At 70.1% G+C, this 12,082-nt stretch carries 13 protein-coding genes; 7 read left to right on the top strand and 6 right to left on the bottom strand.

Translation table 11 applies throughout. The features are described from left to right. Positions 1-128 precede the first annotated feature (128 nt). The 3 genes from FHU13_RS22235 to FHU13_RS22225 form a co-directional block, all read right to left on the bottom strand. On the bottom strand, positions 129-1,058 hold the full coding sequence (locus FHU13_RS22235; protein WP_183438024.1) for an AEC family transporter: 930 nt from the start codon (positions 1,056-1,058) through the stop codon (positions 129-131). Positions 1,059-1,171: 113 nt separating this feature from the next. Continuing rightward, positions 1,172-1,477, bottom strand: coding sequence for a 50S ribosomal protein L28 (rpmB, locus tag FHU13_RS22230; protein WP_183438023.1), 306 nt, complete (start codon positions 1,475-1,477; stop codon positions 1,172-1,174). A gap of 185 nt (positions 1,478-1,662) precedes the next feature. Beyond that, complete coding sequence (locus FHU13_RS22225) at positions 1,663-2,511, bottom strand: tetratricopeptide repeat protein (RefSeq protein WP_183438022.1); 849 nt, start codon at positions 2,509-2,511, stop codon at positions 1,663-1,665. Between the two features lie 97 nt (positions 2,512-2,608). On the opposite strand from FHU13_RS22225, the gene FHU13_RS22220 reads away from it, so the two are divergent. Further along, positions 2,609-4,018, top strand: coding sequence for a leucyl aminopeptidase family protein (locus tag FHU13_RS22220; RefSeq protein ID WP_183438021.1), 1,410 nt, complete (start codon positions 2,609-2,611; stop codon positions 4,016-4,018). Between the two features lie 375 nt (positions 4,019-4,393). Here FHU13_RS22220 and FHU13_RS28285 read toward each other — a convergent pair whose 3' ends face one another. Then, complete coding sequence (locus FHU13_RS28285; protein WP_183438020.1) at positions 4,394-5,218, bottom strand: cold-shock protein; 825 nt, start codon at positions 5,216-5,218, stop codon at positions 4,394-4,396. 381 nt (positions 5,219-5,599) lie between these two features. Between FHU13_RS28285 and FHU13_RS22210 the strand changes: the two genes are divergently transcribed. Beyond that, positions 5,600-6,076 (top strand): response regulator, encoded by a 477-nt coding sequence (locus FHU13_RS22210; protein ID WP_108940816.1) that lies wholly within the window; start codon positions 5,600-5,602, stop codon positions 6,074-6,076. A gap of 21 nt (positions 6,077-6,097) precedes the next feature. Here FHU13_RS22210 and FHU13_RS22205 read toward each other — a convergent pair whose 3' ends face one another. Continuing rightward, positions 6,098-7,045: a metallophosphoesterase gene (locus FHU13_RS22205; RefSeq protein ID WP_183438019.1), complete on the bottom strand. Its 948-nt coding sequence runs from the start codon at positions 7,043-7,045 to the stop codon at positions 6,098-6,100. A 230-nt stretch (positions 7,046-7,275) separates the two neighbouring features. On the opposite strand from FHU13_RS22205, the gene FHU13_RS22200 reads away from it, so the two are divergent. The 3 genes from FHU13_RS22200 to lpxK are packed head-to-tail and all read left to right on the top strand — an operon-like array spanning position 7,276 to position 10,317. Then, a complete protein-coding gene (locus FHU13_RS22200; protein ID WP_183438018.1) occupies positions 7,276-8,025 on the top strand; it encodes a lysophospholipid acyltransferase family protein in 750 nt (249 codons plus the stop codon). Beyond that, the gene (locus FHU13_RS22195; RefSeq protein WP_183438017.1) at positions 8,022-9,326 is read left to right on the top strand and encodes a 3-deoxy-D-manno-octulosonic acid transferase; all 1,305 of its coding nucleotides are present in this window, start codon (positions 8,022-8,024) and stop codon (positions 9,324-9,326) included. Before FHU13_RS22200 ends, FHU13_RS22195 begins: the two co-directional genes overlap by 4 nt. Before the next feature lie 7 nt (positions 9,327-9,333). Beyond that, the gene (gene lpxK / locus FHU13_RS22190; RefSeq protein WP_183438016.1) at positions 9,334-10,317 is read left to right on the top strand and encodes a tetraacyldisaccharide 4'-kinase; all 984 of its coding nucleotides are present in this window, start codon (positions 9,334-9,336) and stop codon (positions 10,315-10,317) included. 179 nt (positions 10,318-10,496) lie between these two features. Here lpxK and FHU13_RS22185 read toward each other — a convergent pair whose 3' ends face one another. Further along, on the bottom strand, positions 10,497-10,721 hold the full coding sequence (locus FHU13_RS22185; RefSeq protein WP_183438015.1) for a DUF2093 domain-containing protein: 225 nt from the start codon (positions 10,719-10,721) through the stop codon (positions 10,497-10,499). Between the two features lie 142 nt (positions 10,722-10,863). On the opposite strand from FHU13_RS22185, the gene FHU13_RS22180 reads away from it, so the two are divergent. Both FHU13_RS22180 and FHU13_RS22175 read left to right on the top strand, forming a co-directional pair. Further along, the gene (locus FHU13_RS22180) at positions 10,864-11,277 is read left to right on the top strand and encodes a cytidine deaminase (protein WP_183438014.1); all 414 of its coding nucleotides are present in this window, start codon (positions 10,864-10,866) and stop codon (positions 11,275-11,277) included. Further along, complete coding sequence (locus tag FHU13_RS22175; protein ID WP_183438013.1) at positions 11,267-12,079, top strand: purine-nucleoside phosphorylase; 813 nt, start codon at positions 11,267-11,269, stop codon at positions 12,077-12,079. Before FHU13_RS22180 ends, FHU13_RS22175 begins: the two co-directional genes overlap by 11 nt. The last annotated feature ends 3 nt before the right edge of the window (positions 12,080-12,082 follow it).

The raw sequence follows: 12,082 nt of genomic DNA, 5'->3' as shown, positions 1-12,082 counted from the left end.
CCTGTCCGACGACGCGAGATCCTGCTTGCGAGCAAGCATCCCATCCCCCGCCCTCATCCTCCGAGGCTTGCGCTAAGCTTCGGCACTTCAGGATGAGGGCGAGGGTTGGTTCGAGCCAATTCCGAAAATCATCCGCGCCCGAGCAGCATCAGCCAGCCGATCGTCGTCGCGGTCGCGGCGAGCGTCGAGACCAGCACGGCGGCGGCGACCAAGCCCTGCTCGCTCTTGTAGCGCGCGGCGAGCAGGTAGGCGTTGATGCCCACCGGCATCGCCGCGAACAGCACGGCGACGCCGGCATAGGCCGGCGGCATGGCGAAGACGTGGAAGGCCAGGAGGTAGACCGCGAGCGGGTGCAGCCCGAGCTTCAAGGCCGCGACCATGCTGGCACCCGGCAGGTCGTGCAGCACCTTGTAGCGCGTGAGACCGGCGCCAAGCGCGATCAGCGCGCAGGTCGAGGCCGAGCCGCCGAGCGAATCGACCAGCGCCTTCGGGATGCCGGAGAGCGAGAGCCCGGTGGCCTTCATCGCCATGCCGACGGCGAGCGCCAGGAAGATCGGGTTCTTCGCCAGAACGAGGCCGAGCGCCTTGAGGCGCTGGCTCAAGGGCCGCTCGCCCTCCGATTCGATCAGGAAGGTCGCCGCACCCATCATCAGCGGAAGGTGGACGGCCAGCAGCATGAAGAGCGGAAAGGCTCCGGCCTCGCCATAGGCCTGGAGAATCATCGGCACGCCGACGAAGACCGTGTTCGACTGGCTCGCGGCAAAGCCGTGCAGCACGGCGCCGCGCCTGTCCACGCCCTCGGTGCGGCGCCCGATCAGCGAGCCGGTGGCCCAGGCGATGGCCGCGCCCCCGAAATAGCTCGCCCAGTAGCCCCAGGCGATCTCGCCCGACAGGCCCGGCCGCGTCAGCGTCGAGACGATCAGCGCCGGCACCGCAAGGGAGAAGACGTATTCCGACAGGCCGTCGCCGACCCGCTCGGAGATGATCTTGGTGAGCGAGGCGAGCCAGCCGATCAGGACGAGGCCGAAGATCGGGATGATGAGGGTGAGCGCCGTCATCCGCCGCTTGTGCCTTGTCGAACGGAAAAAGCCACCGGGCGCAATCCGCGCATCCGATGGCCTTCCAATTCACTGGAGAGAAGACGCTCGGGCCTCGAACCGGCCCAAACTGCTTACGCGGCGGCGGGCGCCGCCGTCTCGGCGATCTTCTTCTCGATGTCGCGCTTGAGCAGGCGTGCCGTCTGCGAAAGCTCGATCTCGCGCGCCTTGATGAGGAAGGCGTCGAGGCCGCCGCGGTGCTCGACCGAGCGGAGCGCGTGGGCGGTCACGCGGAGACGGACGCGACGGTTGAGAGCATCCGACTGCAGCGTGACGTTGCAGAGGTTCGGCAGGAACCGGCACTTGGTCTTCCGGTTCGAGTGGCTCACGAGGTGACCGACCTGGACGGCCTTGCCCGTGAGTTCGCAGCGACGCGACATCGTTACAGTCCTGTCAACGTTAGGCCGGGTCTCGGCGCTGAAGCGTTTCGGCAATGCCACACGGCTCTCGCGCCGAGGGCGTCGAACCCTCGCGACAATCGATACCGGCGGAGTCCTATGGGAGTGGCGAGCCTATAGGGGAGACATGCCGGATTCGTCAAGGTCGGAGGGCGAAGATCCTCTGCTTACTGGATCGCCGTCCGCGCGAGCTGCCGGCCCGGTGTGTGGATCGGTGCCTGGGCCGTCTTCGGCGCTGTGCGCCGGGACGCCATGGCGCGCAACTCCCGCACGTTGGCCGCCGCCTCGGCCGGGCCGAGATCCTGAGCGAGGACCTGCTCCGCCTCGTCGTAGCGGCCCTTCAGGCCGAGCACCAGGGCGAGGTTCTGGCGCACGCGGGCATCCGCCTTGGGCTGGGTGACGGCAAGGCGCATGGTCGTCTCGGCTTCATCGAGACGGCGAGAGAGAGCGTAGGACAGGCCGAGGTTCGACAGCACCCGCGGCTCGTTCGGCGCGATCTTGAGGGCGGCGTCGTAGAGGCTCTGCGCCCGGGCGTGGTCGCCGGTCTCGTCCGCCACCATCCCCTGCGCGGAGAGCACCCGCCAATCGGGCTGGGCCGGGCTGTGAGCGTTCTGGAGAACCTCGTTGGCCTCCTGGTAGCGGCCGGCATCGGCGAGGCTCTTGCCGTAGGCGGCGAGCACCGCCTTGTCCTTCGGGTTGCGCAGGGCCAGTTGCTGCAGCACCGCCACCGCCTGGGATTTCTGGTCGGTCGCCCGGAGTGCTGCGGCGTAGCGTAGCGCGTTGCGCGCGTCGCTCGGGTCGGCGCTGTAGCGTTCCGCTAGGGCCTCGACCTCGGCGCGAGGCGAGCGCTCGGAACGAGTCTTGCCGAACGGGTTGAGGCTACTGATCGAGCCGGTGGTCTCCGGCGATCGGGTTTGGCACCCGGCGAGCCCGAGGCCGATCAGGGCCAAGGCGAGCAGGCGGCGTGTCCGGACCGTTCCAGGCTGGCTCGTGGCCCTGCCGCAGATGCCGGTCATGTCGTCCTCTCCCCCCGATGTCCCGTCCGGCGCTTGCGCCGTACCGATGGCGGGGTGATAGAGCGTTAACCCTAATGGCCGGTTAAGCTTATTTTCCATGACCTCAGACCCGACTCGGCACGGCACCGTCCTCCTCGATGCAGCCGCGGACGCGGTCCCGATCCGCTGCGTGACGGCGGAAGGATGGCAGGCGGTCGAAGCTGCCCTGCCGCCGCTCCAACGCGGATTTGCCGCCGCCACCGGGTTCGCCCCGAAGGCGGGCCGCGTTGCGCTTCTTCCGGACGAGGCCGGGGGGCTCGGTCTCGTGCTTCTCGGCCTCGGCGAGGTGAAGGAAGGACATCGCGACCGGTTTCTCGCCGGCAAGCTGCCGGGCGCCCTTCCCGCCGGCGATTACCGTCTCGAGCCCTGCGATGCGCTCGATCCGAGTGAGGCGGCGCTGGCGTGGTTGCTCGGCAGCTACCGGTTCGACCGCTACCGGAAGCCGGGCGAGCCGCGCCCGCGCCTCGTCGCCCCGAAGGACGTCGATGCGGCAGCGATTGAGCGGATCGCGCTCGCAGTCGCGGCCGGGCGTGACCTCATCAACACGCCCGCCAACGATCTCGGACCGGCCGAGGTGGAAGCCGCCATGCGTGCCCTGGGCGAGCGGTTCGGCGCGGCGGTGGCCGTGACCATGGGCGCGGAGCTGGAAAAGGAATTTCCTCTCGTCCACGCGGTCGGCGCGGCCTCGCCAAGGGCGCCCCGGCTGATCGACCTGACCTGGGGCGCCGAAGACGCGCCGCGGGTGACGCTGGTCGGTAAGGGCGTGGTGTTCGACACCGGCGGGCTCGACATCAAGCCCGCCTCCAACATGCTCCTGATGAAGAAGGACATGGGTGGTGCCGCGGCGGCCATGGCGGCGGCCGAGATGATCATGGGCTCCGGCCTGCCCGTGCGGCTGCGGCTGATCGTGCCGAGCGTCGAGAACGCCATCGCTGGCGATGCCTTCCGCCCCGGCGACGTGATCCGGTCGCGCGCCGGCCTCACCGTCGAGATCGGAAACACCGACGCGGAGGGGCGCCTGATCCTCGCCGACGCCCTGGCGCTGGCCGATGTCGAGTCGCCGGACCTCATCCTCGATTTCGCGACGCTGACCGGAGCGGCGCGCGTTGCCCTCGGCCCCGACCTGCCAGCCTTTTTCACAGAGGACGAGGGGCTGGCGAGCGCCGTCGCGGAGGCGGGCCTGCGCGTCAACGATCCGGTCTGGCGCATGCCGCTTCACCCGCCCTACGCGGCCTTGCTCGATTCGAAGACCGCCGACCTCAACAACGCGCCGGGCGGCGGCTTCGCTGGGGCGATTACGGCGGCGCTATTCCTGCGCCGCTTTGTGCGCCGGACGCGTGCCCATGTGCACTTCGATCTGTACGGTTGGAATTCCTCCACCAAGCCCGGCCGGCCGGAGGGCGGCGAGGTGCAGACCGCCCGCCTCGCCCATGAGCTGGTGGCCGAGCGCTACCCGCCGAATGGCTGAATGAGCCCCCGGGCGGCGTCAGCGCCGTTCGGCCTGACGCCCCGGCGCCGGCGACTGTCGCTCCTGAATCCGCGCCACGCTCGGCGGAAGCCCCTCGTCTCGCCGCGCCGAGCCCGGTGCTCCCGGTGGCGAGGGATCGCGGTGACCACCGCGCTCGAACGCCCAGCCCGCATTCACACCGGCATAGACGCCAGTGAAATCCTCCGCTGCGGCCGGTCCCGCACTCAGGAGGAGCAGTCCGAGCGCTCTCACTGTTCGACGCATCGCCTGTCCCATCATGACGTCCGCTGACCGGAGGCGGTCCGTGAGGCATTCGCGCCAAAAGAAAACGGCGGCCGTGAGGCCGCCGCTTCCGTCATTCCTTCGTAGCGTCGATCAGTATTCGACGGTGATGCTCGACGCTTCGCGGCCCTTCTGGCCCTCGACGACACCGAGGGTGACCTGCTGGCCCTCGGCCAGGGAGTCGAGACCGGCGCGGGAGAGCGCGGAACGATGGACGAACACGTCCTTGCCGCCGTCGTTCACCGAGACGAACCCGAAGCCCTTAGCCGGGTCGTACCACTTCACGGTGCCGGTCATCTCGACAGATGGGCCGGAGGCGAAGCGTCCACCGCCGCCACCACCGCCGCCGCCGAAGCGATCACGGCCACCGCCGCCGAACCGGTCGCCGCCACCGCTGAAGCGGTCACCACCGCCGCCGAACCGGTCGCCGCCACCGCTGAAGCGGTCACCACCGCCGCCAAAGCGCGGGCCCTCGCGCCGGGGCGGAGCCGCCTCGGCCGTAGAGGTGTCAACGCTGGTCACCGCAGTGACCTGCGGGCCCTTCTGCCCCTGAGCGGTCTGAACCATCAGACGCGTGCCGGGCAGGAGGTCGTCGTGACCGGCGGCTTCGACCGCGCGGATGTGAAGGAAGGCATCGCCGGAGCCATCGCCCAGCTCCACGAAGCCGAAGCCCTTCTCCTTGTTGAACCACTTCACCGTCGCGTCACGCTCCGGGCCCGACGGGGCCGCCGGGGCGCGAGCCGGACCGCGATCGAAGCCGCCACCACCGCCGCCACCGCCACCGAAGCGGTTGCCACCGCCGCCGCCGCCGAAGCGGTCACCGCCGCCGGGGGGCAGTTCGTCCGGCCACCGCGGCTCGGCACCACCCTCGTCGAAGCCGCGCTTCTGCGGCCCCCTGAAATCACGACCACGTCCCATTGAAAGCTCGCAAAAACCGTCCGCCCGCCAAGTCTCGAATACCGCGTGCGCGCTATCTCGAGACAGCCGACGCGCCGCACTATCATCCCCCCGGCTGCGGCTACCGGGAGCGATGCCTCAGGTCTGACGCAATCCCGTCCATACCGCAAGGATCTTCTAACCGATCCGTGCTCCGGGCTCCGCATTTTCGCGGTGAAACTGCGTACGTACCCCTTTTGGGAGGGTGTGAGCGTCGGATTGGCTTGCACGCAAGAGAAGTAGACCAGAACGATTCTCGCGCATGATTCCCGCAGTTCGACGCCGCTTTAGGGAAACGCAAACCGGACAGGGCGTAAGACTCGCCGCGAAACGCTCCGGATCTGAACCGGGCGCCGGCCGCCGATGATCGCAACTCCGACTTTCCCGGACCTCTCTGCCCTTGTCGTGGACGAGAGCCTCTACATCCGCCGCATCGTGCGCGACATGCTGATGCGCGTCGGCATCAAGCGCGTGCTTGAGGCGCCCGACGGCGCGGAAGCGCTCGGCGTGCTCGCCGAGAGCAAGCCAGACCTCACGATTATCGATTGGGATTTGGCAATCCTGTCGGGCGAGGAGTTCATCCGGCTTGCCCGCACGCCCGCCACCTCACCCTCGCCGACGGTGCCGATCATCCTCATGCTGGCTCAGCCGCGCCGCAACGTCGTCGACCGGGCGATCGCGCTCGGCGTCAACGAGATCATCGCCAAGCCGTTCTCGCCCAAGACGCTGTGGTCGCGCCTCGACGAAGTGATCAACCGGCCGCGGCCGTTCTCGCAGGTGAAGAGCCTGCTGCGTCCGCTGCCCCGAGCCAGCGGCCTGTCGAAGATGGGCGCGATCTGACCGGAGAAGGTCGGGGCGGAATCAGGGTCGGCGCAAGCGGCGCCGATGAACGATTCCGATCCGGTCCGCGGGCGGCATCTCGATGTCGAAGCCCGACAGCTCGCCGATGCCACCCGCCGCGTCGAGGCCACGCTCGGTCACGGCGATCCGGAAGCCGTTTGCACCGGGCGTGACCGTGTAGAGGTAGTAGGAAGCGCGCCGGTTCGTGAGGAGCGTGCGTGCGGAGGCCGAGGGCGCGCCCACCACCGGCACGGGCCGTCCTTCCGGCCCGGTGATCTGGGCCACGGTGCCGACATGGTTGTGCCCATGCAGAATCAGATCGGCCCCGGCCCGTCCGATCATCGCGGCGAAGGCGGCGGCGTCCTTCAATTCCCGTCCCGAGGCCGCTCCGCCCGGATGGGGCGGGTGGTGGATCATCACCACCCGGCAGGGCCGGTCCGGCGCCGCCGCAAGGTCGCGCAACAGGCGCTCGGCCGCCTCGATCTGCACCGGGCCGAGGCGCCCGCTCGCCACGAAGGGCTTCGTCGGGATCGCTGAGGACAGTCCGACCAGGGCGAGCGGCCCGCGCCGCCGCAGGTAGGGGAAGAGGCGGATCTGCCCGTCATCGGCTTCCGTCCAGCCCCCGCAGGCAGCAAGCAGCCCCTCCAGCGAGCCGCGGACATAGGCGTCGTGGTTGCCCGGCACGAAGCTGACCCGGTCGGACGGTCCAAGCGCCTCCAGGAAGAGCCGGGCGCTCTCCCACTCGTCTGGAAGACCGAGATTGCACAGGTCGCCCGTGCAGGCGACGTGGTCGGCACCCTGGCCGTGCAGATCGGCGACGAGGGCACCGAGCAGGTCCATGTCGTGGTGGCGCCCGCGGCCCCGCCGCCAGTTCACGTAGCCGGTCGCCCGCTTGCTGAGAAGCTGGCGCAGGCGCGGCCGCGGCAGCGGCCCGACATGGGGGTCGGTGAGGTGGACAAGACGGAACATGCGTCGTTCCGCTTCGCGGCAACACGTGCCGGCGTCAATATCGGGCAGTTTGCCGCACCGAGGGGATGTCCGGCCGGACAAGGCCGGAAACCAGCTTAAGTTAAACAAAAGCACCAGCTCCGTTGCGTCCGCCACATGGTCGGGGCTAGACAGCCGCCGGTCCGGCCGGCTCGACCCGCGAGGCGAACCGGTCGGTCGACGAGCGAATCGGGACAGAGCGGTCGGAAGCCATGGGCCTGATCAAGACCGTCGGCCGCAAGCCGGGCGTGCAGTGGGTGCTCAGCCATGTGGCCTCGGGCTATCTGCGGCTCGTCCGGCGCACGAACCGCTTCGCCATCGAGCCGGCGGATGCTTATGCGCGGCTCGACGCCCACGGGCCGTTCATCGCGGCGATGTGGCACGGCCAGCACATCATGATCTCCTTCATGCGCCGGCCGCAGGACCGGGTCGCCACGATCATCTCGCGCTCGCCCGACGGCAATATCAACACCATGGCCCTGACGCGGATGGGCGTACGGGTGATGCGCGCCTCCGGTGCCCGTGGGCGCGTGGTCAAGGACGCCCGCGCCAAGGGCGGCGCCGAGGGGCTGCGGGCGATGGTCAGGGCGCTGAAGGGCGGCGAAACCGTCGCCTTCTCCGCCGACGTGCCGAAGGTCTCCCGCGTGTGCGATGCCGGGATCATCATGCTCGCCCGCTTCTCCGGCTGCCCCATCGTGCCTGTCGCGGTGGTGACGAGCCGGCACATCCGCTTCAATTCCTGGGACCGGGCCTGCCTCGGTCTGCCCTTCGGCCGCGGCGCCATGGTGTTCGGCGAGGCGACCTTCGTCCCACGCGAGGTCTCGCCCGAGGAGATCGACGCCCTGCGCCACCGGGTGCAGGCCGAGCTGAACCGGGTCCACGACCGCGCCTACACCCTCGTCGGCCGGCCGGACCGGGTTGGCGGCGTTCCGGCGGCCGCGTCGCAGGGCAGTCCGGCATGAGGGTGCCGAAGCTTCCCGTCGCGCTGCGCGCCTATCGCTACGGGCTCTATCTCGGTGAGCCCGCCGTGGCGGGCCTGCTGGCGTGGCGTTCGCGTCGGGGCAAGGAGGATCCGGGGCGGCTTCCGGAGCGCCGCGGCCTGCCCGGACGGGCGCGGCCGGTGGGACATCTCGTCTGGATGCACGGAGCGAGCATCGGCGAGGCGCTCTCCCTCGTCGGCCTGATCGAGGGCATGATCGCCCGCGGCTGCTCGGTCCTCGTCACCACCGGCACGCGCAGTGCGGCCGACCTGCTGAGCAAGCGCCTGCCGGCCGGCGCCGTGCACCAGTACATGCCGCTCGACGCGCCGCGCTGGATCGAGCGCTTCCTCGCGCATTGGCGGCCGGATCTGGCCATCGTCGCCGAATCCGAGATCTGGCCCAACACCATCATCTCGCTTCACCGCCGAGGCATCCCGCTGGTGCTCGTCAACGGTCGGATGTCGGAACGCTCGTTCAAGGCCTGGACGCGCTCACCCGACACCGCTCGGGCGCTGTTGGCACGGATCGCGGTTTGTCTCGTTCAGACCCGGGAGGACGGAGAACGCTTCGCCCGGCTCGGCGCGCCCCGCATCAACGTTGTCGGCAATCTCAAATATGATTCGGCGGTGCCACCCGCCGACTCCCAGCAGCTTGCCTATCTCGGCGACATGATCGGTGACCGGCCAATCTGGGTCGCAGCCAGCACTCATCCCGGCGAGGACGAGGTGATCGCCCGCGTTCATGCCGGCCTGAAGGAGCGATTTCCGCGTCTGCTGACAGTAATCGTGCCGCGCCATCCACGCCGAGGCGAGGAGGTGTCCCGAATCGGCGCCGCCGCCGGCCTGCGGGTGAGCCGGAGGTCCAAGGGCGGGCGCCCGCTGCCAGCCATCGATCTCTACGTCGCCGATACCCTGGGTGAACTCGGCCTCTTCTATCGGCTCTGCCCGCTCGTCTTCCTCGGCGGCTCGTTGGTGCCGCACGGAGGCCAGAATCCGATCGAGCCGGTGCGCCTGGACAGTGCGATCCTGCACGGACCCCACACCGACAACTTCCACGAGCCCTACGGCGCGCTCGACGCCGCGGCCGGGGCGCGCATGGTGGCGGACGAGGCGGCGCTGCTGACGGCCGTGGGCGAGCTCGTCGCCGATCCGCGGGCGCTGGCGGTGATGTGTGCCAAGGGGCAGACGGCGCTCCGGCCATTCGAGGGCGCAGTGGCACGCACGTTCGCGGTACTCGAACCCTACGTCGCGCAGATGAAGCTGTCCGCGCGCGAGCGCGACTGAGGCCGCGATGCGCCCGCCCGGCTTCTGGTCCCGGCCGCCCTCGCACCCGCTCGCCCGGCTGCTGGCCCCCGCCGGCCGCTTCTACGGCGGATTGACCGCCGACCGGATGGATCGAGCCGGCGCGCCGCCGCCCTGCCCGGTCCTGTGCGTCGGCAACTTCACCCTCGGCGGTGCCGGCAAGACTCCGACGGCATTGGCGCTGGCCGGCCTCCTGCGCGAAACCGGCCGGGCGCCTGCCTTCCTCAGCCGCGGCTATGGCGGCCGACTCGCCGGACCGCTGGTCGTCGATCCCGCCTGGCACGCGGCAGCGGAGGTCGGCGACGAACCTCTGCTCCTGGCACGGGCGGGAACCACCATCGTCGCCCGCGACCGACCGGCCGGCGCCCGCCTCTGTGCCGCGTCCGGCGCCGACGTGATCGTCATGGACGACGGCCTGCAGAATCCGAGCCTTACCAAAACCCTCTCGCTGGCGGTGGTCGATGGCGGCTCGGGTGTCGGCAACGGCCTGCCCTTCCCTGCCGGGCCGCTGCGGGCTGCGCTGGCCCGGCAATGGCCGCACGTCGCCGGCCTTGTGCTTGTCGGCGAGGGCGAGCCGGGTGCAGCTCTGGCGAGGGAGGCGGAACAGCGGAGCCTCCCGGTCCACCGCGCCCATCTCGTGCCCGAGGCAGGGCCGGATTGGGTCGGGAGCCGCGTCGTCGCCTTCGCCGGGATCGGACGCCCGCAGAAATTCTTCGAGACGCTTCGGCGCCTAGGGGCCGAGATCGTGGCGGAGCGGGATTTTCCCGATCACTATTCCTTTCGGCCAGAGGATCTGACGGCTCTGTCGGCCCTCGCCGCGCGCGAGGGTGCCGGCCTCGTCACGACGGAGAAGGATGCCGTCCGTCTTCCCCCAGAGGCGCGCGCGGCGGTGCGGGTGCTACGGGTCGCTCTCGCCTTCGCCGACGAGGAGAGCATTCGCCAGCAGCTCGCGATGGCATTCCCACGCGCCTGACGCCTGACGCTCAATGGCAGGGCCTGGAAGTCGTTCGATGCCGACGGTACACGGCGCGCCGACGCGTAGCCGCCGTTTCGCGCAGCGCATAGCTGCGATCGGTCAGCACCGTCCGCCATGCCAGCAGGCCGAGGCCGACAAAGTCGGTCGAGGTGGTCCACGGACGGAGAGCCGCGCCCTCAACGGGCCGCGCCGATCTCCTTCAGCCGCTGCATCGCGGCCTCGGGGGTGGCGTAGGCCTCCTGGCGATCGACGTTCCAGTAGCGCAGGGCATCGAGCGGGATCGGCTCGCCGGTCACCGCGCAGCGTACGTAGGTGCCGGGCTTGACCACCCGCATGGTGCCGTCACCGTACTCGACCTTGGCTTCGCCGCCGGCCGATCCTCGATCGAAGCGTCCGAGCATTGTGTGGGCTCCCGGTGCCGCGCCCGCGCGCGCTCGACCTGCCTTAGAAGCCCCGCACGGCTCTGTCGATGGTATGCCCCTCGACATGCCCCCGCCCTCGGGCCAAACGAACCCTGCGCCTCACGTCGCTCCGGGATTGTCCGTGACCGAACCCGATCTCGATGCCCTGTTCGAAGCCGCCGATGTGGTGCGTCGCCGAGCGCACGCGCCCTATTCCGGCTTCCGTGTCGGTGCCGCGCTGGTGGATGAGGCCGGACATATCCATGCCGGCTGCAACGTCGAGAACGCCGCCTATCCGGTCGGCACCTGTGCCGAGGCCGGCGCGATCGCTGCGATGATCGCGGCCGGCGGCCGACGCATCCGTGCAATCCTCGTGCAGGCCGATAGCCCGGAGCCGGTCACGCCCTGCGGCGCCTGCCGCCAGCGGATTCGTGAATTCGCGGGCCCCGGCACGCCGATCCACTCGGCCGGACTCGATGGCCTGCGGTCTCATTACACGCTGGAACAGTTGCTGCCCGCCTCTTTCGGTCCGGAGCATCTTGTCCATGGCGCCTGAAGACGCGGCGATCGCCCATCTGCGGGCGGAGGGCTTCGCCGGGCCCTATGCCCTGGCGATCGTCACGGGGACCGGGCTCGGCGCCCTGGTCGAGGCGGTGGAGGACCGCCGCAGCGTCGCCTACGCGGCGATCCCCGGATTTCCCGCCCCCGGCGTCAGCGGCCATGGCGGTCGATTGTATCGCGGACGCCTCGCCGGCCGACCGGTGCTCGTCTTCGAGGGACGAGCCCACGCCTACGAGCGCGGCGACGCCGCGGCCATGCGCATCCCGCTCGCCGCGGCGCGGGCACTCGGCGCAAGGAGGCTCCTGCTCACCAATGCCGCCGGTTCGCTGAGACCGGAGATCGGCCCCGGCCGGCTCGTGATGCTGGCCGACCACATCAACCTGTCGGGCCTCAACCCGCTGATCGGCGAGGCGAGAGACGCCCGCTTCGTGCCGATGACGGAGGCCTACGACGCCGGTCTGCGTGCGCACCTGAGTGCGGCGGCGGAGGAGATCGGGCTGCCGCTGTCGTCAGGTATCTATGCGTGGTTCTCCGGTCCGAGCTTCGAGACCCCAGCCGAGGTGCGCATGGCCGGGATCCTCGGCGCGGACCTCGTCGGCATGTCCACCGTGCCCGAAACGATCCTCGCTCGGTTCCTGGGTCTTCCCGTGGCTGCGATTTCGGTGGTGACCAACCTCGCGGCGGGAATTGCGGGGGGTGACCCCCACCATGCCGAGACCAAGGCCGTCGCGGCCCGGGCCGGGGCGGATCTCGCCCGGCTCGCCGCCGTGTTCGCCGGCCGCCTGCCCGAAGCGTAAGGA

The organism is Methylobacterium sp. R2-1 (genome assembly GCF_014191355.1).
Lineage (GTDB): Bacteria > Pseudomonadota > Alphaproteobacteria > Rhizobiales > Beijerinckiaceae > Methylobacterium.
The sequence above is the reverse complement of the archived record's forward strand: the minus strand, read 5'-3'. Positions and strand labels throughout refer to the sequence as shown.